The following is a 23886-nucleotide window of genomic DNA, read 5'->3' as shown; positions in this document are numbered from 1 at the left end:
ATATAAATCATGTTGTGCAGGGAATAACTAAAACAGGAACCAGTGGTTTAAAACCAATTTTTGTTATTACAGGCTCCTTGATAATTTTCTCAATTAAACTATGTTTATAATTTATCATCACAAGTATATTAATGTCTAATTCTTCTATAAAATCATTGATTTCTTGCGTTTTTTTTGCATAATCTGGCATCCAATGAAAACTATATGCATAATTTGTAAAATAGGTTTTTAGCATCTCTAGATTATTTTCCTGTAAATGTGTTAGTTTATCTTCTTCATTTATATGAAGGATTCTTATTTTTGAGTTGTAGAGTTCTGCTAAACGCTTTATATTCAGTGTTTCTTCGCCATAAAAGCGGTTGAAATCTGTTGGAAAAGCAATTTGGGTAGGCTTAACAAAATCAAATTCTTCAGGTATTATTAATACCGGACAGTTTTTTATTTTATTTATGACGCGAACTGTTTGGCTTCCAAATAAAAAACCTTTTGCACCTGCACTGCCTTTTGTACCCATTACAGTAATGTCGATATCGTATTTTTGTATTGAGGCATCAATTGCTTTTTGTAAATCGTCGGTACTTAAAATAATCTCAAATTCATGATTAGCATTAGTGTTTGAGTCTTCAGCCAATGTCTTCAAATCATTTAATTCTTTTAACGCATTATCAGCCATTACTTTTAACAGTTTGTTCGATAAGTTAGACATAGTTGATACAGTTAACTTAATAGAATGTAGAAAATAGAATTTGCATTCTTCCTCTTTATATAATTGAAGTGCATAAACTGCAGCAGACCATGCGTTATCTGAAAAATCTGTTGGAAAAAGAATGTTTGTTATCATGGTTAAATAAAATTATTATAATAAGTTACACTTTATAAAAGCTTAAGTTGTAAATCATGAAAAATTTATATTCCTGTAGGAATCACCAAAAAAGGAACATTTAAATGAAATCCAATTTGATTAATGGTGTTTTTAAAAAATAGATTTTCAAAGAACGAATGCTTATTATTTATCATAACCAAAAGATTGATTTTGTACTTTAGTTGAAATTCATTGATAGCATGGGTAATATCTTTGGTCTTAATTTCGTGAAACAAAAATGCTGAGTGCTTAAACATTGATTCTAATTTGTCTTTATTTTTTTCTTGTGTTTCGTTAAGTTCATAACCCGTTGAGACGTGCATGGTGTTTAATCTAGAATGATTTGATATAACAATTTCTTTTAAGATTTTAAGAGTTGAGTGCTTATACATAGCATTCAAATCAGTAGGGAATAAAATCTCATGAGGTGTTTCATAGGCAAAGCCTGATGGAATAGCTAAAATAGGACGTTTTATTTCCTTAAATATGTGTACCGTGTTTGATCCAAAGAGCACCTCTTTTGCGCCAGTTGCACCTTTAGTTCCCATGATTATGATGGCTATGTCGAGCTTTTTTATAATCTCTTTTACACCAGAAAGTAAAGTGTCAAATTTGGCGTGAGTTTGAAAGGTATGCTTTTCATTTTTTGTAAACTCAGAGGAAATTCTTGAAACTATTTTTAACAAGTTTTTTCGAGAGGTGTCTCTTATAGAATCTACTAATCCAAATTGTTCGGGATATCCGGTAACGTATTCAAGATTGTATATCGCAGGTGTATACGTGTTTAATAAATGAAAGGTGCATTCTTCGTCTTTAAATAATTGAAGGGCATAAATTATGGCATTCCAAGAATTTTCTGAAAAATCTGTGGGTAAAAGTATCTGTTTCATAACGTTGAATTTTAAGGATTAAAAACGTGCTGTATTTTGCATGGCTAATAGTGGTATGGCTAACTCAAAACTCACTTTATCGATATTAGAAGGAAATAACATATCCTCTAAGAAAGAATGCTGTGTATTGACCATGGTAATCATATCGAAATCTTTTTCTTTTATATAAGTATTAATGGTGTCTGCTATGTCTTTGCTTTCCTCATGGTAAAATCTCACTTCATTATCACACAAAACCCCTTCAATAAAAGCTTTGTTATCTTCTTGTCTGATAGACAGTCTATGACTTGTAGAAACATGTAAAACATCAATTCTACTTCTGTTGGGTTTCGCCAAAATGGAAAGTAGTTTCAGTTCGCGTCGCTTGTAAGGTATCATATAATTTGTAGGGAATAAAATACGTTTGGGTTGGGTATTGGTATAATTGGAAGGAATAGCCAAAACAGGGCATTGCACATATTTTAAAACCTGAAACGTTTGACTGCCAAAAACAATATCTCTTTCATTTGATTTTCCTTTAGTACCCATAACTATTAAATCTATATTTTTGTCATTTGCGATAAAATTAGCTTCCTCTATTAGCGTATTATATGCTGAAATACTGTAATACATATATCTAGGGTTAGGGGCTATTTTTTCTACCTCACTTACCAGGTTTTCTAAATTGGATTGCGATTCATTTCTAATACCAGCTAAAACGTCATTAAATACTTCACGAGAAGCTAACTCTTCATGGTCGTAAAATTCATTTAGATACGCATGCATAAAGTAAAATTTGGTTTTTTGATACTTAAAAAATTCTAGAGCATATTTAATGGCGTTCATAGAATTTTCTGAAAAATCGGTAGGAATCAGAATGGATAGCATAATAATTGTTTTAGATTTAATTAATAAGTTAAAACATAGATAATCAATAAACTATGATATATATCAGATGGTTGTTTTAATACTCGTTACCACTATATTAGTATAGATTTTTTATACTATTTACTAGTATAACTATATATTATGGTGTCTTTTAATTTGAAGTTTTACGCAGTTATAAATAATTGGAAACCCCTTAGTTGTTAAAGTTTTTTAAGTTTAGTGGTTTTTGAAACTGTATTTCTCAAGGTGAAAAACCTTTAAAAACTATCATTTATGGTAATAAAAAATAAGCGCTTAATTGGCTGTTATTATAGCCATTGACCATTATATAGTTTATAGCTAAAAAACTTTAAGCTGCTTATAACTTTAGTAAATGGTACGATGTAGCATGAAATTTCTACAAATTTCAAAACGTTAGATAAGACTTGAGGTGTTATTATAAGCATGCTTATGGTTATTTAGAATTACAGAAAAGGTTTTAAAATCCCTTTTCTTTTTTTAAGCTGTTTTTCTAAATCACTAATGGTATTTTTAACAGCCATTTCGTAATTTTTTTCATTAGAAGACGCAAATAGTCTCGGGCCAGAAAGGCTCAATTCAATTTCGCTAATTTTACCGTTTCCTTTTGGATCATTTTCTTTTTTAAAAAATACTTCAGCCTTAATTAGTGTGTTGTATTTTTTGCTCAATGTTATTAGCTTTTTAGCAGTATAGGCTTCAAGGCTTTCACTTGTTAGCATATTTACAAATTGGAAATTTATTTTCATGTTTAAATTTTTAATGGGTTATAAACATAAAGCTATGACATTAACCCATATAATTAAATGATAAATATCATTTAATTATATGGGTTTGAGTGTTGGTTTTTAAGATGTTAGGTCTGTAGGGGTATGGGTTTAAATTGTATGAAACAAAAAACGGGAAGCCTAAATTTCCCGTTGTAGAAGTGGTTAAATTGGTTTAAAATCTAATTCGATTAGGTAGCAAATAAAACACTTCATAATCTCTCAATTATCATTTAAATAGCTAAGAGGTGTACTTTAAAAGAAACAGGAAACCAAAGCTTCCTGTATCAACTGAAATATTCAATTTTATTTATTAACTTTTTTCTAATGGTTAATGTTCAACCCCTTTGGGTTTTACCAAGATTTTCAGTTAAAAAATAATTCCAAACATTTCATATTGTAAATTTCATTTTGAAACGAAAAAAATGTTTGTTAAAAAAAAAAGCAGGAAACTTAAGTTTCCTGCTTTCCGGAAAAGTTTAATATTATTATTTCTCTTATAGCACTTCCAACAACTTTTATAACTAAAAATTTACTGGAACCATAAGCCAAATAATAGCTTAAAACTATCCATAACAGATTTTACATTGTGCATCGAAAAAATCTGTGTGTTGTTAAGAAACAGGAAGTAGAAACTTCCTGTTTCCTGACTTGAGTTTAATAATATTATTTACTAGATTTCTTTTTAAAATAACTTTATTAAAAAAGCTATTCTTAAAGTGACTAACATCAAATAATAGTTTTAAACCCTTTGTAAAGTTTATAAAGTATTATGGTTTATAAACTGATATATTCAAAACGTTTAAGTAATTTAAAAAGCGATTCTTAATTTATAGTCCTAAGTTACAATAGTTTTACGGTTTAAGATATGATATATATCAGTTTAGGGTATTTATTAAAAAAACATCTAACTAAAATTTGCTAAATCTGTTTCTGATTAAAAAATATAAGATGGTTCATATGGTGATTTTTAAATTTATACGGGCACAATACCATAGACTTCATTCAATAAAAAAATACCTATTAAAAATAATAGTGTGTAAATTACTTGTACCATCTTAATATTAATGATTATTAGCCATTTAACCGTTTTCTTAGGGAACATAAATAAGGCTAATCCTAAAAACAAAGACGCCCAACCTATAAGTGTGATGATAAGCTTATAATTTGGTTCCCAAATATTGTGAAAGAGCGTATTTAGTAACCCGACGATAATAGCTATAAAAGAAAAAATAATTAGGAATTTTTCGTCCTTTAAGTCATTAAACACCTGTTTAATACGTTTGGGGTTTAGACTAAGTATCAAGAAAAATATAATAAGATACCAGCCCCAAAATTTTGCCAAAAAAACTGAATTGTTCATAATTAACGTGATTTATTCATGCAATACCAAAAAAGGTATATTTGTATGATATGTTATTTTTTCAACCTTAGAGTGAAATAGAATGTTTTGAAAATAATTTAGGTTTTTAGCCACCATTACAATCATATCTACAGATCTACTCTCCACAAAACATTGTATAGCGTCTTCAACTTTTCTATTGGTAAGAAAATGGAAACTTGGATTAAACTCATCAAAATAATCATTCAGTAAGTCCTTGTTGTTAAGTTGTTCAGGATTTAAAGATTCGTCTTTGTTTTGAATATGAATAATTCTTAAATTACCACTTACATCTTGTAAAATATTTGTTAATGGTTGTAGTATATTAATATCATATGAAAGGTTAAAATCTGATGTAAACGCAATTTCTTTCAGCTTAGTGTATCTTGCGCATTCTGGCACTACTAAGGTGGTGCATTTAACTTTTGTAATAACATCACCAGTATTACTTCCTACAATGTATTCTCTAAGTCCTGAGGCACCTTTTGTGCCCATAACAATCATGTTTATTTTCTTTTCTTCTACATTTTTTCTTATGGATTCTAAAAAGAAATAATTATCTGTTAGTGAATAAAAATGGTGGTTTTTGTTTGCTTTATGATTCCCTCTAATTTTCTTTAGAAGTTGTCTTAATTTACTTCTTGAAGGTTTAGTGTAAACTTCTTCAATAACGTCTTCCGTGGGCATATAATTTTCTACACCAACAACCATAGCTTCAGTTCTATTAACATGAAGCAGGTAAAAATTACATTCCGTGGTTTCAAAAAAGCCAATGGCATACGAAATAGCATTCCATGCGTTTTCAGAGAAGTCCGTTGGTAATAAAACATTCATCTTTTAAATTTATTAGGATATACAAATCTAAAATGATGAGGGCAATTAAAATATGATATTCATCATATTAGAAGCGCCTTTGGACTCTGTTAGTAGATATCCTGCAATTGCTGAAGATCTAAAACTTTGATATTTCTACCTTCCATATCTATGAGTCCTTGCTTTTTAAAATCAGACAAAGTTCTTATTAATGTTTCTGTGGCAATTCCAGCTACACTAGCTAAATCCGTACGAGAAATTTTAATAAGATCTTCTGGTTTAGAATTTATTTTTTCTGCAAACCTTATGATAGTTGAGGCTGTTTTTCTTTGCACAGAACTGTAGGCCATTTGTAATAATTGGTCCTTAACTCCAGTAATATCCTCAGTTAATAACTGAATGACTTCTACCGCTAATTTGTGGTTATTGTCCAATACTTCTTTTAATTCGTTTTTAGTAACACCAACCATTTTTAACTCTTCCAAGGCCGTAGCTGTTTCTCTGTAAGGTTTATTTTGAGTAAAGGAGGTATAGCCAAAAAGATCATCTTCTTTATGAATTGCAGTGGTAAGCTCCTTTCCTTTTTCATCAAATTTATAACACCTAGCAACACCTTTTAATACTAAATACACGTAGTTAGAATTGTTGCCTTCTTCATAAATAATTTCACCTTTATGGTAATTAAAAATGGTGCCATTATCGTCAAAGAAATTCTTTAAGTCGTTAATTGTTCTTAATTGATCATCAGGATTGGATGACGCTTGTTTAGCTAATTCTCGCTCATCCTTTAATATAGCTGCTTTTGCAATTCTACTTTCAATAGTGCTTATAATTTCATCCTCACTAAAGGGTTTTGTAATATAATCGTCTGCACCTAGATTCATTCCTTTTCTAATATCTTGTCTTTCGGTTTTGGCAGATAAAAATATAAAAGGTATAAATTTGGTGTTGTTATGTTTTGATAAGCCTTCTAATACACCATAACCATCTAAAATGGGCATCATGATATCACAGATTATTATATCTGGAGTTTTATCTTTTGCGACTTCAAGACCTAGTTGTCCGTTGGCAGCTGTAATAACCTCGTAGTTAGAAAGTTCTAGTAATTCGGCTGTGTTTTCTCTTAATACGGTATCGTCTTCTATTAATAATACTGTTTTCATTGTTGTGCTTTATTGGGTAGTTTTATAGTGAACGTTGAACCCTTATGTTCTATGCTTTCAAATGCTATACTACCATCTAAGTTCTCTAAATGGTCTTTAACAATATTCAATCCAATTCCTGTACCATGTATGAGTAAAGCATTCTCAGCTCTAAAATAGCGATTGAATATGTTTTTTTGATCTTTCTTAGGTATGCCAATACCATTATCTGATACTTTGAAAATGGTGGTCGTTTCATTTTGATAAATTTCGATATCAATAATAGTATTTTCAGATGAATATTTTATAGCATTATAGATTAAATTAGATAAGGTTAGTTCTAAAATCTTTTCATCTTGGTATAAAGAAATATCGTCTATATGCTCTGGATAGTTAATTTTTTGTCCATCTTTTAACAGCATATTGGCATTATAAATAACCTCGTTTAAAACTTTGCTTAATTTAAACGTTGTAAATTTATAATTAATTTTACCTTTTTCGAGTTTTTCAACGGAAAGGAAATCATTTAAAATGGTGTTGAGGTACTGTACTTTGTCCGTAATGGTATTAATGTGTTTCTCTCGTTTTTCCTGCTGTTCAGTTAGTTTATATTTATTTAATAACATGGTTGAGGTTAAAATACCACTTAAAGGTGTTTTAAATTCATGTGATACCATGGATAGAAATTTGGTTTTCAATTCGTTTAATTCCTTTTCTGCAGCTAAAGCTGTTTTAAGTTCTTCGGTACGAATGGCAACTTTTTTTTCTAAGGTTTTAGTATAATTTTTTTGTTCTGTAATATCTGAAATAATTGATAAAAAAACATCTTTATCACCTAATTTTGAACGCTGCAAATGCACATTTACAGGATAAATGCTGCCTGATTTACGTTGATGAATAGTTTCAAATTCAATCTTTTCGATATTAGTATCATTAAGTAATTCTAATTTTTTTCTAAACTGAGGTTCTGTAAATTTTGGTTTTATATCAACAGGTGTCATATTGGTAAGTTCCTTCAAACTATAGCCTATATTTTTCTGTGCGCCATAATTAGCGTTTATGAATTTTAAATCTTGGTTATCAAATACATAAATCTCATTAAGTGATTCTTGAAAAATACTGGCCAAATGATTCCGTTCTTGCTCCATGTATTTTCGCTCACTAATATCTATAATCAGAGCCATTACATAGTCTTTTCCGTAAATTTTAAATGGATTTAGTCCGGCTTCTACAGGGAATATACTACCATCTTTACGTGCGCCAAAAAGATCGCGACCATGTCCCATTTGTCTGCGTGCTTTATGTTTCATAAAGCCCTGAAAATGCGCGCCATGTCCAGCATGATAATTTTGAGGAATTAATACATTTAGTGGTTGTTTTACAAGCTCGCCTTTAGCATATCCAAACATTTGATTGGCAGAATCGTTAGTTTCAACAATATTCTGGTGTTCATCAACGACTATAACGCCTTCGGAAACAGCATCTAAGAGCACCTTAGATATATCTTGATCTAGTTGAAACATATACTTCAAATATTTAGTTGGTAAAGCACCTAAAGATAACTGATTTATATCATTTTTTAAAAACAAAACTATATCTAAATTTGATTTATTCTAAATGGCTTAAAACATGGTAACTAAAAAGAAAATGACGAATGCTTTTTACCAAAATCTTGGAAAACTTTTTTATGCTATAGCCGCGGCAGATGGCAATGTTAGGCCTGTAGAGTTTGATAAATTAAGGACACTTGTTAAAAAGCAATGGCTCGAGGTTGATAATCTTGAAGATGCCTTCGGGACAGATGCAGCTTATCAAATAGAAATTGTTTTTGATTGGCTAAATGAAGATGAAGAGCTTAACGCAACTGCGTGTTTCAAGGACTTTATTAATTATAAGAAAAGTCAAAATCATCTGTTTACCCAAGATATAAGGCACTTAATAATAAAAACGGCTTCTGCCATTGCTTATGCGTTTTCTGGCATTAATAAGTCTGAGTTAGCATTGTTGGCAAAACTAGATATAGAATTAAAAATACCTTAAAGATGAATTATTACTTCAGTAAAACCATAAATGGAAAGTTTGAGACTATCGAAATTAAGGTAAAGACCTTATTAAAAAATGAAGGTTTTGGGGTGCTAACAGAAATAGATATGCAAAGTACCTTAAAGGAAAAACTTAATAAAGATTTTAAAAAGTATAAGATTTTAGGAGCTTGCAATCCACCATTTGCATTTAAAGCATTACAAGCAGAAGATAAAATAGGTACCATGCTGCCATGTAATGTTATTTTGCAAGAGCACTCCCAAAACAACTTAGAAGTGTCTGCCATAAACCCTATGGTGTCTATGCAAGTTGTGAAAAACTCCGCACTTCATGCCGTAGCGCAAGAGGTTAGTTCTAAACTTGAGAAGGTTATAAATGAATTAGAAAATGAAAAGTAGTTTTAATGATATTATAAATTCTGAAACACCAGTTTTGGTCGATTTTTTTGCAGATTGGTGTGGGCCTTGCAAATCCTTAGCACCTATATTAAAAGAAGTTAAAGAAGAACTTGGAGATGCTATAAAGATTATAAAGATTAATGTTGATAAAAATGAATTATTGGCAACAAAGTATCAAGTTCGTGGTGTGCCAACTATGTTATTATTTAAAAACGGAAAACAAGTTTGGAGACAATCTGGAGTGCTTCAAAAAAGTGAGATTGTAAAAGTTATAATCTCAAAATAACCTAAATTATGAGTACACATATAGAAGCTAAAAAGGGAGAAATAGCTGAAACAGTTTTGTTACCAGGAGACCCAATGCGTGCCAAATGGATTGCAGTGACGTTTTTAGATCACCCCAAATGCTATAACAATGTTAGAGGTATGTTTGGTTATACAGGCACTTATAACGGAAAGCGAGTTTCTGTGCAAGGTACAGGTATGGGTATTCCTTCAGCATTAATTTATTGCCATGAACTTATTAATGATTATGGTGTTAAAAATTTGATTCGGGTTGGTTCAACAGGTTCGTGTCAAAAAGATATAAAGATTAGGGATATCGTAATTGCTATGGCAGCATCTTCAACCTCAGGAATCAATAATTCACGTTTTATAAACTCCGATTATTCGCCAACGGCTAATTTTGAATTGTTTATGAAAGCAGCACTTTATGCCAAAGAAAATGATATACCAATTATAGCAGGTAACGTTTTATCTACAGACGAATTTTATGAAGACGATTTTGACAATTACAAAATTTGGGCAGATTTTGGTGTTCTGTGTGTAGAAATGGAAACCGCAGGAATATATACCATTGCGGCAAAGTATAATGTAAAGGCGCTTTCCATTTTAACCGTATCAGATTCTTTGATAACCAAAGAACGCACTTCAGCAACCGATAGAGAAACGAGCTTTAGAACCATGATAGAGATTGCTTTAAATACAATCTAGTTGTCAAAACAATTAATATTGCAAGTCATGTTTTTTTGTATGATGAATATCATTTTATAAGCACTTATTTACCATTAACTTAAGGTATTATTCAAAAAATATAGAACTCATGAAAAAAGTAAAATTTATTTTGTTAATTCTACTCGTAACACCAATTTTGGTGCTCGCACAATCTCTTGAAAACCTCAATTATATTTCGCCATACCATAATGGTTACGCAGCAATCCAAAAAGATAATCAATGGGCTTTTATTAATAAAGAAGGTGCTATTGTCGTAAATTTTAGAAGTGATTTAGTAGAAACTACAGTTGGCGATGTAAATTATCCAATCTTTAGTGATGAACGCTGTCTGATTAAGGATCTAAAAGAAGGAATATCTTATTTTGGCTATATAGATACTTCTGGAAAAACAGTAATTAAACCTCAATTTTTGAATGCTACCAATTTTAGTGATGGTAATGCTATAGTATTAGAATTGGTTAAAAAAACTGTAGGTAAAAATGAAGCCTTAGTAAAAAATATAGTTTACTACAGATACTTTGAAGTCACCATAGATATTAAAGGTGAAATTATAGATTACCTAACACCTAAAGGTGAAAATGTGGTTTTAGATAATGAGTTTTTAAGTGATCCTCCAAAAATTAGGTCTAAACAAATTTCAAAAAATGTATTTGCCATCAAGGAGAAAAATAATAGATGGACCATTTTAAATAATAGTAAATGAATATTATAAATAAACATTTTTCTAATGAAAGGAAACTTTAACTTAGGCAGTATTTCTGGAATTAAAATAAAAATTCATTGGACATTTTTTCTATTAATAGCTTGGATTGTTTTTGATGAACTAGAACGAGGTGGTAGTACAGAAAGTATATTATTTAATATAGCTTTTGTATTGGCTGTATTTGTATGTGTTGTACTTCACGAATTAGGACATGCTTTAACCGCTCAATATTTTGGTGTTAAAACAGAAAAAATAACATTGCTTCCCATAGGAGGTGTAGCAAGTTTTGATAAAATTCCAGAGTCACCAAAACAAGAGATTCTTATTGTTATTGCAGGGCCTTTAGTTAATGTTGCTATAGCGATTTTACTTTATTTTATTACTCCTGTTAACGAGCTTTTTAATCAAAGTTTCACGGATGCTTATGATATTTTTGTGAGTTTTTCATTTCAGAACTTCTTGTTTATTTTGTTTATAGCTAATGTTGCTTTAGCATTGTTTAATATGATACCAGCTTTTCCAATGGATGGTGGGCGATTGCTAAGAGCTTTATTGGCACTAAAGTTTAATAGAGCTAAAGCAACCCTGATAGCTGCAAGTCTAGGTCAGTTTATTGCCGTGGTGTTTTTATTAGTTGGATTGCTTTATAATCCGTTTCTTGTTTTTATAGCTTTATTTATTTTTTTAGGTGCTTATGGAGAAAATCAGGCGGTACAGCAAATGGAATTGCTTAAAGACCATACTGTTGAGGAAGCTATGTTGCTCAACATTACAAGGTTTAAACCTAAAGATTCTATAGATTTAGTCGTTAACAAGATTATTTCTGGTACGGAAACTAATTTTGTTGTGGTTGAGGATGGGGTTATAAAAGGGATTTTGTATCACAGAAAAATAATAGAAAATTCTAATAAGGATGTGTTGGTTGAAACGGTTATGGATACCACTTTTAAAACAGTGAAACACACAGATAACCTTAAATCCATTTACCAACTTATTTATAGTGGCAAACAAAAATATATTCCTGTAGTTAATAATGGGGAATTGTTTGGAGCCATTGATGCTACCAATTTAAATGAATATATAGCATTACAGGCTAAACTAGCGTATTAGATATGAAAGTATTGTTTTTTATTAGTGGTTTATTGCTATCAATATCTTGTACAGAAAGTCAAGATAAAATTTTACCTGTAGAACAATCATTAACAGAATCTGTTTATGCGTCAGCTACCATTCAACCAGATAGTATCTATAGAGCTTATGCAGTGGTTTCAGGGATTTTAGAAGAGGTTTTAGTTAAAGAAGGTGATCTAGTAACTCAAGGTAATCCCTTATTTCAAATTACAAATAGCACACCAAAATTAAATAGTGAAAATGCCAAATTTGCTTTACATCTTGCTCAAGAAAATTATAATGGTAGTGCAGCAATTTTGAGCAGTATAAAAGATGAAATTGATGCCGCTACACTGACCTTTAAAAATGATTCTGTTAATTATTACAGACAACAAAACCTTTGGGAGCAGGGCATAGGCTCTAAATTGCAATACGATACTAAAAAGCTTGCTTATAAATTGGCTGCAAATCAATTAAAACTTATAAAGCATAAATACGAAAGAACAAGAAATGAATTGCAAACAGCAGTAAAACAAGCACAAAACAACTTTGATACGGCGTCAATTGCAACCAATGATTTTATGGTTACCAGTAAAATGGATGGAAAAGTTTACGCACTATTTAAAGAGCCAGGTGAGCTTGTAACAAGCATGGAACCTTTAGCAGTGTTAGGAAGTGCTCATCGTTTTATAATTAACCTATTGGTAGATGAGGTGGATATTGTTAGAATAAACAATACGCAACAAGTATTACTTGTTTTAGAGGCTTATGCAGATACTGTTTTTAAAGCTCAAATTTCTAAAATATATCCCAAAAAAGATGAACGCAACCAAACATTTACCGTTGAAGCGGTGTTTGTAAATCCACCAAAAATATTGTATCCAGGGCTTTCTGGTGAGGCTAATATCATCATCGCCCAAAAGGAAAAAGTATTAACCATTCCTAAAGCTTATTTGATAGGTGATAATAAAGTTAAAACGGATCAAGGTATCGTAACAATACATACAGGTGTACAAAATATGGATACCATAGAAATACTTTCGGGAATAAATAAAGATACCTATATCTATAAACCAGACAAATGACCAATTGGAGTATCATATTAAGTATTGCCAAAACTCATTTGCTAACCAAAATAAAGCAAACATCTATTGCTGCTTTGGGTGTTACATTTGGTATTGGTTCATACATCACTTTAGTATGTTTTATGACAGGTTTAAATACTATGTTGGATAATTTAATGCTGAATCAAACACCACACATTCATATTTATAACGAAATCGAACCTTCAAAAAAACAACCAGTTTCATTATATGATAACCATAATAATAGTTTTAATGTCATTCATTCTATCAAGCCAAAATTAAGTCAGAAGAAAATCCATAATGCCTTACCCATTATCAAATACTTGGAAAACGATATTAAAGTACGCGGAGCACTTCCACAGGTAAAAACACAAATTTTTTACATTGCTGGATCGATAGAACTCGGGGGAAACCTTATAGGTATTAATCCAATGAACGAAGCCAAATATTTTAATATGGGCGATTATATTGTAGAGGGGGCTGCAGAAGCTTTGCAAAACACAGATAATGGGATTTTATTAGGAATTGGTATAGCAAAAAAAATGGCCTTAAAAATTGGTGATCGCGTTCAAGTGAGCCCAATAAATGGAGGGGTTTTTCCTTTAAAAATTGTAGGCTTTTATCAAAGTGGTGTGGCTGATTTAGATGCTGTACAAAGTTTTACCAACATTAAAACGGTACAGCGAATTTTAGGGGAAGCCAATAATTATATTACAGATATTAATGTAAAGCTATATGATATGGAGAAAGCGATTCCATTAGCTAAAAAAATAGAGCAACAATTTAAACTTAAAGCTATTGATATAAAAACGGCAAATGCACAATTTGAAACAGGAACAACTGTAAGAAACCTCATTACGTATGCTGTGTCTATAACACTTCTTATAGTTGCAGGATTTGGTATTTATAACATCTTGAATATGCTTATTTATGAAAAAATGAATGACATTGCTATTCTTAAAGCAACTGGGTTTTCGGGTAAAGATGTCCAATTTATTTTTATGAGTCAAGCCATGATTATTGGTTTCGTAGGAGGAGTTTTAGGTTTGCTAATTGGTTTCGGATTAACAAGTTTAATTGAAACTATTCCCTTTAAAACAGAAGCCTTACCTACAGTAGAAACGTATCCTATAAATAAAGATCCGTTGTACTTTATTATTGGGTTTTCGTTCGCGATGCTTTCAACATTTCTTGCCGGTTATTTACCATCTAGAAAAGCAAAAAAAATAGATCCTGTAAAAATTATAAGAGGTCAGTAATATGAGTATTGTTTTAGAAGCTAAACATATTAATAAGTATTTCAAAAAACCTGTGAAGTTTCATGTGTTAAAGGATATCAGTTTTCAAATTAAAAAAGGGGAATTTGCATCCATCATGGGAAAATCGGGATGTGGAAAATCCACCTTACTTTACATTCTTTCAACCATGGATACTGATTATGAAGGTGAACTGTATCTTAATAATCAGCTTGTTTCAGGTCAAGACAGCACACATTTGTCTTATTTACGTAATAAACATATTGGCTTTGTGTTTCAGTTTCATTATTTACTTTCAGAGTTTTCGGTTTTGGAAAATGTGATGCTTCCTGCAAAAAAATTAGCAGAAAAATCATTTCAAGAAATTGAGCATAATGCCATACAAAAACTTAAAATGCTCAATATTGAACATTTAGCTTATAAAAAAGCATCACAAGTATCGGGTGGCGAAAAACAGCGGGTGGCAATTGCTCGAGCACTTATAAATGACCCTTCCATTATTATGGGAGATGAGCCTACCGGAAATTTAGATAGTCATAATGCCGGAAATGTATTTAACATTTTTAAACAATTGAGTTACGAACAAGGTTTGTCGCTATTAATAGTTACACATGATGAAGATTTTGCAAATAAAACCGATAGAATTATACAAATGGAAGATGGAAAAATACTTCTATAATTGACCTGTTATTCATGATATTAATCATTTTTAATATCCCTATTTGCAACTAACTTTATAATCAAGTTTTAAGCAAATGCTATGAAAACACTTCAAGACATAGAAAATCAAATCCTTACTTTAACCACAAGTATTGAGGTAAATTACCCTGAATTGTATGCTACGTTAGACGAAAACCCGATGACTATTCCAACTGAAATTCATCCTGATATGACCATAACGATTATGGAAGATTATTTAGAAAGCTTAAAACAAATATTAAAGCAATACAGTAAAACTCACAATAAACAGTAATGGCATTTATCGATTACTATAAAATACTGGGCGTTTCAAAAAAAGCTTCTGAAAGCGATATCAAAAAAGCGTATCGTAAATTGGCACGCAAATACCATCCCGATTTAAATCCAAATGACAAGCAAGCCGAAAAAAAGTTTAAAGAAATAAATGAAGCTAATGAGGTCTTGAGTAATCCAGAAAATCGTAAAAAGTACGATGAATACGGAGAGCATTGGCAACATGCCGAAGAATACAATAAAGCTAAAAAGCAAGAGCAGTATCAAAGAAGCAGGCAAGGGACGCATGGAAGTTATTCCGAAGAAGATTTTTCAGATTTTTTTGGAAATATGTTTGGAGGTAGAACTTCTGGAAGTGGCGGACGACAAGTTAAATTTAGAGGTCAGGATTTTAATGCGCAATTGCAACTAGACCTAAAGGACGTTTATACCACTCACAAACGTACATTAACCGTAAATAATAAAAACATACGTATTACCATTCCTGCTGGCGTAGAAAACGGACAGGTTATTAAGATAAAAGGGCATGGTGGAAAAGGTATAAACGGTGGGCCAAATGGCGATTTATATATTGAGTTTTCAGTGACTAATAACTCAGTATTTAGAAGAGATGGCAATAATTTATATGTTTCGGTAGATTTAGATTTATATAAAGCACTTTTAGGTGGCGACATTATGGTTAATACCTTTGATGGAAAAGTAAAACTGACCGTAAAACCAGAAACCCAAAACGGAACCAAAGTAAAGCTAAAAGGCAAAGGCTTTCCAAAGTATAAAAAAGAAGGGCAATTTGGGGATTTGTACGTGACTTATACCATAAAAACACCAGTAAATCTTTCAGAAAAAGAAAAAGAACTTTTTAAAGAACTCTCAAAATTGCGATAATATGGACACAACACAACTCATATCGATACAACAATTTTGTTCGCATTATAATGTACCTGTAAGGTTTATTAACGCTTTACAAGAATACGAATTAATCGAAATCACCATTACCGATAACCAAGATTATTTGCAGACTAATCAGCTTAATGCTATTGAAAAAATGATGCGAATGCATTATGATCTAGACATTAATTTTGAAGGGATAGATGCCATTTATAATCTTTTGAAACAAGTAGAACAGCTTCAGGAAGAAATACGTGTCTTAAAAAACAAATTGAATGCTTTCGAGGATTTTTAATCATCTATTATGACATCAATAGAATACATAAAAGAATGGTTAAATACAAATCCATTTATTTGGAATGTAATTAGATTTCTTGCTATACTATTTCTTATTTTGTTGGCTATCCAGCTGGTAAGACGTTACTTGAAAAAGCGCATTTCAAATACTGTAATACGTTATAAGGCACAAAAGGGGATAGAGATTGTAGGTTATGTGTTGTTAATTTTTTTGGCCATTACTTATTTTTCTGGTGCAATTAAGGATTTTACCATAATCATAGGATTGTTTACCGCTGGTTTGGCATTTACGTTACAAGAATTAATTTTAAGCATTGCTGGGTCTATCTATATTTTTCTGGTTAAAGTTTATAAGCCTGGCGATAGGATAGAAATTAATGGTATTAAAGGCGATGTGATCGATGTAGATAGCATTTATACAACCATGATGGAAATAGGTCAATGGGTAGAAAGTGATAATTATAGTGGGCGCATTGTAAAGCTTAGTAATGCCTTTGTTTTTAAAGGACCAATCTATAACTATTCGCAAGATTTTCCGTTTATATGGGATCAATTCAATTTGCCAATCCGGTATGGTTCAGATATGGAGCTTGCAAAATCTATGGTTATTAAAATTGCTTCAGAAACACTTTCCGAATATACCAAAGCATCCAAATCGCAATGGGAAACCGTTGTAAAGAAGTATTATATTGAAGATGCTGTAGTGGAACCTACACTGGCTATTAGACTTACCGATAATTGGGTGGAATTCAATTTAAGATATATTGTAGATTACAAAAAAAGAAGATTAACTAGACATCTTCTTCACGATTATATTCGAAAAGCTTTTGAAAAAACCAACGGAAAAGTGGTATTAGCATCGACAACAATAGAGCTTATTAAAATTCCTGAATTAAAGATAACATCAGAAGAAGCTAAAAAGCAATAGTAGCCACTTTAAGTTTATGTTCTATTTAATATCTGATACGCTCTTTTAAAGATATGAATACTGAATAAGCCTTAAAATATAAATAGCTACTTTTTTTATAGTTTTTAATTTTTTATCTTATAAAATTATTGGATTAACAATGCTACTTCAATGATAATTATGAGTTTAGTTTTTTTTAGTATTGTTAATTTTGAATCTACAACACATCATTATTAATGGCAAATAAAGAACAATTACCCCACCAACATCATCAAGTTTTAGGTAAAAAAACAGAACTCTATTTTGCAATTTTATGTGGGGTGTTTCTCACCATAGGCTTTATAATAGCTAAATTAACGGACTTACCGGATTGGGCGTCTTTATTGAGCTACATTGTATCCTATTATTTTGGGGGTGTCTTTATCTCCTTAGAAGCGTATAAAAAAATACCGAAGGGCGAATTTGATATTGATTTTTTAATGATTGCTGCTGCAGTTGGAGCCGCTTATATTGGTTGTTGGGCAGAAGGCGCATTGCTTTTGTTTCTGTTTAGTTTGGGGCACGCTTTGGAGCATTACGCGATGAATAAAGCTAAAAAATCAATTGAAGCTTTAGGTCATCTATCCCCAAAGACAGCATTAATTAAAAAAGACGGAAATCTTGAAGAAGTATCCATAGAAAATCTAAAAATAGATGACGTTATTGTAGTGAAACCCAATACAAAAATAGCCGCAGATGGTGTTATTGTAAGCGGTAGCTCAAGTATCAATCAGGCACCAATTACGGGAGAAAGCATCCCTGTTGACAAAACATGCATTGAAAAGACAACTAATTTACCTGACTTTAAAGATATTGATAAAACGCATGTGGTGTTTGCAGGCACCATTAATGGGGATAATAGTGTTGAGGTTTTAGTGCTTAAACTCACCAAGGATTCTACAGTTTCACGATTAATTAAAATGGTTAGTGAGGTTGAAGCTCAAAAATCGCCAACACAGCGACTCACTAAAAAGTTTGAAAAATGGTATGTACCTATAGTTATTATTGTGGTGTTTTTACTGTGTTTTGCATTCTTGGTTATAGATGAGAGTTTTAATCTTAGTTTATATAGAGCCATTACCGTATTAGTTGCTGCTAGCCCTTGTGCATTGGCAATTTCTACGCCAAGTGCTGTTTTAAGCGGAATAGCACGGGCAGCGCAAAAAGGCGTTCTCATTAAGGGCGGAAAAGCTTTGGAGGATTTAGGAGGAATTACAACTATTGCATTTGATAAAACGGGTACATTAACAGAGGGTAAACCAAAACTTACAAATTTAATTCCTTTGAACAATTTTGATGTAAAGGAGTTAGCGCAATTAGTATTAGACGTGGAGAGCTTAAGCAATCACCCTTTAGGCAAGGCTATAACAAATGATCTTAGTAAAAAATTTAATATAGTGCCACAAAACAAAGCTTCTAACGTAAATGCCATTCAGGGAAAGGGTATTCAGGCCAATTATGGGACTAAAAAAGTATTTGTCGGTAATGTAAAACTGATGGAAAATGCAGGTATAAAAGTAAATGACATTATCCTCTCTAACATGAATGAGCTTCTTCAAAATGGACATACCGTAATGTTAATTTCGTATGTAAATAAGGTTATTGGATTAATTAGTGTAATGGATTTACCTCGAAAAACTGCTGCTTCTACCTTAAAACGATTACAAGTAATAGGTATTAAACACATGATAATGCTTACTGGCGACCATCAAAACGTTGGAAATGCTATTGCAAAACAAATAGGGCTGACTGAAGCTAAAGGGAACTTACTTCCAGAAGGTAAAGTTTTAGCTGTAAAAGAATTAATCAAGCGCGATAAGAAAATAGCAATGGTTGGCGATGGTGTTAATGATGCCCCAGCAATGGCTTTAAGTACCGTAAGTATAGCTATGGGAGCAGCCGGTAGCGATGTCGCTCTCGAAACAGCCGACGTAGCTCTAATGTCTGATAAAATTGAAAATTTACCTTTTGTTATAGGTTTGAGTCGAGCGTCTAAGCACATCATTAAACAGAATATTTTTATAAGTCTTGGAGTTGTGGTGCTTCTAGTACCTGTAACAATTTTAGGATTGACAAATATAGGTTTAGCAGTTGCTTTTCACGAAGGTTCAACCCTTGTTGTAGCATTAAATGCTTTGCGATTGCTTCGTTATAAAATGAATTGATTCATGTTATAGAAGCTAAGATTTAACTGATATTCCTCATTTTCAATACAATGGCAATGTCTTAGTTTTACGTAAATAGACATTTTTATGTTCACTTTTAAAAATTTCAACATTGCAGATTGGTTTTCATTTTACAGAATTTTTGCTGCACCGTTTCTGTTAGCTCTTATTTGGTTGGACCAGCGCTTAATTTTTACTTGGCTGCTTTTAATCAGTTATTGTACAGATGCTATTGATGGGTATATAGCACGAAAACTAAAAATCACGAGCCCCAGAGGTTCTCAACTGGATTCTTTAGGAGACCAAACAACTTTAATTGTTGGCCTAATAGGTTTGTTTTATTTTGAATCAGATTTTATAAAGAACAACGTTGTATTAATTCTTATTGCATTTGTTCCCTATGTTTTACAAATGGTTATCGCTTATTATAAATACGGGAAAGCAACAGCATTTCATACGTATTTGGCAAAGTTATCTGCTGTAATGCAAAGTGTTTTTATTTTATGGGCTTTATTTTATTCACCTAATAATACGCTATTTTACATCATGATTGGTACTGGATTATTGGAAACTTTTGAAGAAATCACCCTTATTTTTATGTACGATAATTGGGCTTCGGATGTAAAAGGCATTTATTGGGCTTATAGAGATAAAAGACGGCTGAAAAAAAAATCAACTAATTTATAATTTAAGAGAACTGACCAATATCATAATATAAAAAAAATATTCTGAGTAATTTAGAAGGAACACTAAAAATCCAATATCATGATTAGGAATTTAAAAAAGGATGAAAGTATAAAAATTCTAGAATCAAATTATATAGGTAATCTATCTTATATCTACAGAGATAGACCATATGTAGTGCCAATAACTTATTTTTTTGATACTAAAAATAATGTTATTATTGGATATTCATCAGAAGGGCACAAAATTAGAGCCATGCGTAAAAACGTAAGTGTATCGCTTGGAGTTTCAGAGGTCGATTCTGTTAATTCTTGGAATTCAGTTCTTGCTCAAGGAACTTTTAAGGAGCTATCAGGAAGTGATGCCAAAGCCCAATTACATATTTTTTCTTTAGGTGTTAAAGATTTAATCATTAATAAAGAACATAGAAAATTGGATTTTATAAGTGAATTTTCAAGTAAAATTTATAAAGATGACTTACCAATTGTTTTTCAAATAAGAGTAGATGAAATTACAGGTAAAATTAGACGTAACTAATTTATAAAATAAGCCAAATTGGTTAAGTTGAGATTAATTAAATGGATTATGCCAATGGCATATTACTTGAATAAAACAATAAATTAAAACAGATGAAATATTTATTTCTAGTTGCGCTATTAGTTATGTTTTTAGCTTGTAAAAATGACAAGCCAGAAGAAACCACTTTTGAGAACGAGGATATTGAAAGTGTTAACCAAGTTTATGAAGATACCATACAGGTAAAAGATTTCGATATTGAGTCGTTAGATAAATCTATTACCATTGAGTTAAAGCAAAAACAACTGATTGAAAAAAAAGATGAAAGTGAAGAGCTTGAGGAATTAATTATTGATAGAAGATATCTCGTTGAAAAGAAAGATTATACCATTAATTTTAAATATCCGTTAATTAACGAATCTTATAAACCAACTAACAGAAATTTTAATGAGTTTATCAATAATTATTATGTTAATATAACCAAAACAGAATCTGATATATTAGAAAGTAAGTTGTTATGCGATAGTATAGAAGCTGAAAAATTTAGAGAAAAGCGATTTATAGATTACAAAATCTATAATGTGAATGATGAGCTAATAAGCGTGCTGTTTTATAAAGAGAATTTTTATAATGGAGCGATGCATCCTAGTTATTCTTTTGATTGTTTTAATTTCGATTTAAACAGGGGCGTTTTTATGACGTATGAAGACTTTTTTAATCTAGGGTCCGAAGAAGAATTAGTAGGAATTATAAATAAGACCATAAATACCCGAATTGGTAAGGGGGATATGTATTATGATTGTTGGGAAGTGTCTTCAGACGATTTCTTTACTAGTAAAAATAACTTTGTGCTTAACAATACTTATGTCGAATTCTATTTTGATGATTGTGTAATATGCCCATCATACACAGGTGTGTATTCAATTGAGCTTCCTTTAACAGATTTGCTATCGGTTTTAAAGAAATATGATGCTAATCCGTTAGTTTTTTAATATAGCTTTAAATCTAATTAAGAATGAAATCAAAAACCCAATTATTACTAGAACTTTGGATTGAATCTAGAACACGATTTTCAAACCAATTGCTTCATCTTTCCGAAGGTGACTTAAAAAAGAAACTTTTACCTTCACCAAACAGTATTGGTTTTCTAATTCGGCACATTGGAGATGTTGAATTACTTTTTGCAAAAAACGTATTTGGAGCAAGAGAAACTAGGGTGATAGCTAAAACAGTCATTTCTCAAAAAGATACTGGCGAGTGGACTAATATAAATGCGCTATTAAAATATGTAAACCATTCATTTGAAGTATTAAAAGCTATTGTAAAAGAACAAAAAGAGTCAGATTGGGAAACTACTATTGTAACTAAAGAATTTGGATCTAAAACTAAGGCCGAAGCTTTTGGCAGGATAATCTCACACACTACGTATCATGCAGGTCAATTAGCCATTATTAACAAGTATGGAGAAATCTAATTTTAGGGCACAATCATTCTTTTTTAGTATTTAGGTAGGTTGTCTGCTTATTTAAATTCAGGTAAAGAATTAGTTAAAGAATAATGAGTTTTAATGTCATGGCATTAAGGGCTAACTAAAATATAGGATTAAGAACCATTCATTTGTTGTACCTAAAAATGCATATTCCAAGGTTTATAAACAGAGCATACACTCAAATAAAAGTATCTCATACTTTGAAAGCTCCAAAAACTTAAGATAACCTGCCAGCCTCAATCTTAGTTATTAGAAATAATGGTCCGGCTTGGGGAAATCCGTTTGCCTTTGTTTATTAGTCATAAGCCAAATTGAAAAACCAAGAATTTTTTAGGTTTAAAAAAATGAGAGCACTACATTTTTTTTGATCCATAGAACAGTATGTTAAAACCCAGTTAAAAGAGAGGGGGGAATGAAGATTTAGAAATTTCCTTAAAAGACTCTTATGTTGTTTATTATTGTTTTAAAGAGAATCTCTATCAATAAAATTAAAAGGTACTTTCACTTTTCCTTTTTGCTTATTTAAAATCATGGCAGCAGCTGTTTCTCCCATAATTTTAAAATCTGTAGATATAACAGTTATGCCCAAAAGTTCTTTTAGCGGTGTGTCGTTATACGAAATAATACCAATATCACGTCCCAAATTATATTCATCTTCTCTCACTTGTTTAACCAAATTTACTAAGTCGGCTTCTTCAATTGTAATAAATAAATCTCCCTTTTTTAAAATCATATCATCATAAACTTTTTCAAGAACTTCAAAATCTAGTTTGTGTTCAGCGCAAAATTTTCTAAATCCATTTAATATCCTTCTAGGGTATGGGTATACAGACTTTTGGGGGTAAATTAGCATGATTTTTTTATATTTTTTTATTTTAGGAAGTGCTTCTTTTAAAGCAAAATATATGTCGTTTTCAAAATCTTGATAGATTTCTACAAATCCGCTATCTGTGTTTGGCTTAATGTTATCTAGAATAATTAGTTTATCCTTAGATATTTGTTTTATTGCTTTAATTACCTCATCTGTCATGGTAATATGCTTTAAATCTTCTGTTTTAAAGTGAGGCATAATAACGTAATAATCATATGCCGATTTATTTTTATCCAACAAGTTTAAAAACAATGATTCATCACAATGATAAATATGAAGATCTGTATAGGAATTGCCTCCAATCGCATCAATAAAATGATTGTAAGTTCTAAGTTTATAGGAGCTTAGTTTGTTTATTAAAAACAGAATATTGACTTTAGAAATTAATTTGGTTCTTGAAATGTAGTAACCTTTACCACGAATAGAAGTAATAATGTTTCTTTTCTTTAAAATGCTATATGCTTTTTCAACAGTATCCCTTGAGAGGTAAAATTCTTCACTAAACATATTTATTGAAGGAATTTTTTGGTCCATTGTTAAATTTCCTAAAGCGATATTGTCTATTATAGAATCTATAATTTGTTGGTACTTTGGAACCCTCGAGTTTTCGTCAATCTTTATGAATTTAATTAGATTCATTTTTATTAGCTTTTTAGGAGATAGCAATAATTAATTATCTAGTTATAGATTATAATTAGGTTTAATTATA

26 protein-coding genes are annotated in these 23886 nt (G+C 31.0%); 18 read left to right on the top strand and 8 right to left on the bottom strand.

All coding sequences use genetic code 11. The annotated features are described in order from the left end of the window. Positions 1-7: 7 nt before the first annotated feature. The 7 genes from ABJM36_RS03835 to ABJM36_RS03805 form a co-directional block, all read right to left on the bottom strand. The gene (locus ABJM36_RS03835; protein ID WP_348449357.1) at positions 8-841 is read right to left on the bottom strand and encodes a universal stress protein; all 834 of its coding nucleotides are present in this window, start codon (positions 839-841) and stop codon (positions 8-10) included. A 65-nt stretch (positions 842-906) separates the two neighbouring features. Next, on the bottom strand, positions 907-1752 hold the full coding sequence (locus tag ABJM36_RS03830; protein WP_348449355.1) for a universal stress protein: 846 nt from the start codon (positions 1750-1752) through the stop codon (positions 907-909). An 18-nt stretch (positions 1753-1770) separates the two neighbouring features. Further along, complete coding sequence (locus tag ABJM36_RS03825; protein WP_348449353.1) at positions 1771-2619, bottom strand: universal stress protein; 849 nt, start codon at positions 2617-2619, stop codon at positions 1771-1773. A 464-nt stretch (positions 2620-3083) separates the two neighbouring features. Further along, positions 3084-3386 (bottom strand): HPF/RaiA family ribosome-associated protein, encoded by a 303-nt coding sequence (locus ABJM36_RS03820; protein WP_348449351.1) that lies wholly within the window; start codon positions 3384-3386, stop codon positions 3084-3086. A gap of 1393 nt (positions 3387-4779) precedes the next feature. Next, the gene (locus ABJM36_RS03815) at positions 4780-5619 is read right to left on the bottom strand and encodes a universal stress protein (RefSeq protein WP_348449349.1); all 840 of its coding nucleotides are present in this window, start codon (positions 5617-5619) and stop codon (positions 4780-4782) included. A gap of 89 nt (positions 5620-5708) precedes the next feature. After that, positions 5709-6761 (bottom strand): response regulator, encoded by a 1053-nt coding sequence (locus tag ABJM36_RS03810; protein WP_348449347.1) that lies wholly within the window; start codon positions 6759-6761, stop codon positions 5709-5711. Further along, on the bottom strand, positions 6758-8263 hold the full coding sequence (locus tag ABJM36_RS03805; protein ID WP_348449345.1) for a PAS domain S-box protein: 1506 nt from the start codon (positions 8261-8263) through the stop codon (positions 6758-6760). Before ABJM36_RS03805 ends, ABJM36_RS03810 begins: the two co-directional genes overlap by 4 nt. 106 nt (positions 8264-8369) lie before the next feature. Between ABJM36_RS03805 and ABJM36_RS03800 the strand changes: the two genes are divergently transcribed. From ABJM36_RS03800 to ABJM36_RS03715, 18 genes are all read left to right on the top strand, one after another. Beyond that, positions 8370-8780 carry a hypothetical protein gene (locus ABJM36_RS03800; RefSeq protein WP_348449343.1) on the top strand — a complete coding sequence of 137 codons (411 nt, stop codon included), beginning with the start codon at positions 8370-8372 and terminating at the stop codon, positions 8778-8780. Positions 8781-8782: 2 nt separating this feature from the next. Continuing rightward, a complete protein-coding gene (locus tag ABJM36_RS03795) occupies positions 8783-9181 on the top strand; it encodes a DUF302 domain-containing protein (RefSeq protein WP_348449341.1) in 399 nt (132 codons plus the stop codon). Beyond that, a complete protein-coding gene (gene trxA, locus ABJM36_RS03790) occupies positions 9171-9467 on the top strand; it encodes a thioredoxin (RefSeq protein WP_348449339.1) in 297 nt (98 codons plus the stop codon). The genes ABJM36_RS03795 and trxA overlap by 11 nt, the downstream gene beginning before the upstream one ends. A gap of 8 nt (positions 9468-9475) precedes the next feature. Then, positions 9476-10174 carry a purine-nucleoside phosphorylase gene (gene deoD, locus ABJM36_RS03785; protein WP_348449337.1) on the top strand — a complete coding sequence of 233 codons (699 nt, stop codon included), beginning with the start codon at positions 9476-9478 and terminating at the stop codon, positions 10172-10174. 109 nt (positions 10175-10283) lie between these two features. Beyond that, the gene (locus ABJM36_RS03780; RefSeq protein ID WP_348449335.1) at positions 10284-10898 is read left to right on the top strand and encodes a WG repeat-containing protein; all 615 of its coding nucleotides are present in this window, start codon (positions 10284-10286) and stop codon (positions 10896-10898) included. Between the two features lie 24 nt (positions 10899-10922). Then, a complete protein-coding gene (locus tag ABJM36_RS03775; protein ID WP_348449333.1) occupies positions 10923-12008 on the top strand; it encodes a site-2 protease family protein in 1086 nt (361 codons plus the stop codon). Between the two features lie 2 nt (positions 12009-12010). Further along, on the top strand, positions 12011-13093 hold the full coding sequence (locus ABJM36_RS03770) for an efflux RND transporter periplasmic adaptor subunit (RefSeq protein ID WP_348449331.1): 1083 nt from the start codon (positions 12011-12013) through the stop codon (positions 13091-13093). Then, the gene (locus ABJM36_RS03765) at positions 13090-14352 is read left to right on the top strand and encodes an FtsX-like permease family protein (protein ID WP_348449329.1); all 1263 of its coding nucleotides are present in this window, start codon (positions 13090-13092) and stop codon (positions 14350-14352) included. Before ABJM36_RS03770 ends, ABJM36_RS03765 begins: the two co-directional genes overlap by 4 nt. Position 14353: 1 nt before the next feature. Further along, entirely contained in the window at positions 14354-15028 is a 675-nt protein-coding gene (locus ABJM36_RS03760) for an ABC transporter ATP-binding protein (protein ID WP_348449327.1), read from the top strand. An 81-nt stretch (positions 15029-15109) separates the two neighbouring features. Further along, a complete protein-coding gene (locus ABJM36_RS03755; RefSeq protein ID WP_348449325.1) occupies positions 15110-15322 on the top strand; it encodes a hypothetical protein in 213 nt (70 codons plus the stop codon). Continuing rightward, positions 15322-16206 (top strand): J domain-containing protein, encoded by an 885-nt coding sequence (locus ABJM36_RS03750; RefSeq protein ID WP_348449323.1) that lies wholly within the window; start codon positions 15322-15324, stop codon positions 16204-16206. The genes ABJM36_RS03755 and ABJM36_RS03750 overlap by 1 nt, the downstream gene beginning before the upstream one ends. A 1-nt stretch (position 16207) precedes the next feature. Further along, positions 16208-16504 (top strand): chaperone modulator CbpM, encoded by a 297-nt coding sequence (locus tag ABJM36_RS03745; RefSeq protein ID WP_348449321.1) that lies wholly within the window; start codon positions 16208-16210, stop codon positions 16502-16504. A 9-nt stretch (positions 16505-16513) separates the two neighbouring features. Beyond that, entirely contained in the window at positions 16514-17434 is a 921-nt protein-coding gene (locus tag ABJM36_RS03740; RefSeq protein ID WP_348449319.1) for a mechanosensitive ion channel domain-containing protein, read from the top strand. Between the two features lie 215 nt (positions 17435-17649). Continuing rightward, positions 17650-19617, top strand: coding sequence for a heavy metal translocating P-type ATPase (locus tag ABJM36_RS03735; protein ID WP_348449317.1), 1968 nt, complete (start codon positions 17650-17652; stop codon positions 19615-19617). A gap of 87 nt (positions 19618-19704) precedes the next feature. Continuing rightward, positions 19705-20304 carry a CDP-alcohol phosphatidyltransferase family protein gene (locus ABJM36_RS03730; protein WP_348449315.1) on the top strand — a complete coding sequence of 200 codons (600 nt, stop codon included), beginning with the start codon at positions 19705-19707 and terminating at the stop codon, positions 20302-20304. 78 nt (positions 20305-20382) lie between these two features. Beyond that, positions 20383-20838: a pyridoxamine 5'-phosphate oxidase family protein gene (locus ABJM36_RS03725; RefSeq protein WP_348449313.1), complete on the top strand. Its 456-nt coding sequence runs from the start codon at positions 20383-20385 to the stop codon at positions 20836-20838. A gap of 92 nt (positions 20839-20930) precedes the next feature. After that, positions 20931-21809, top strand: coding sequence for an RsiV family protein (locus ABJM36_RS03720; RefSeq protein WP_348449311.1), 879 nt, complete (start codon positions 20931-20933; stop codon positions 21807-21809). 23 nt (positions 21810-21832) lie between these two features. Then, the gene (locus ABJM36_RS03715) at positions 21833-22291 is read left to right on the top strand and encodes a DinB family protein (RefSeq protein ID WP_348449309.1); all 459 of its coding nucleotides are present in this window, start codon (positions 21833-21835) and stop codon (positions 22289-22291) included. A gap of 478 nt (positions 22292-22769) precedes the next feature. On the opposite strand, the gene ABJM36_RS03710 is transcribed toward ABJM36_RS03715, so the two are convergent. Continuing rightward, a complete protein-coding gene (locus ABJM36_RS03710; protein WP_348449307.1) occupies positions 22770-23816 on the bottom strand; it encodes a GntR family transcriptional regulator in 1047 nt (348 codons plus the stop codon). Positions 23817-23886 lie beyond the last annotated feature (70 nt).

Source organism: Algibacter sp. (genome assembly GCF_039977455.1).
Lineage (GTDB): Bacteria > Bacteroidota > Bacteroidia > Flavobacteriales > Flavobacteriaceae > Algibacter_B.
This window is presented reverse-complemented; position numbering and strand designations above follow the sequence as displayed.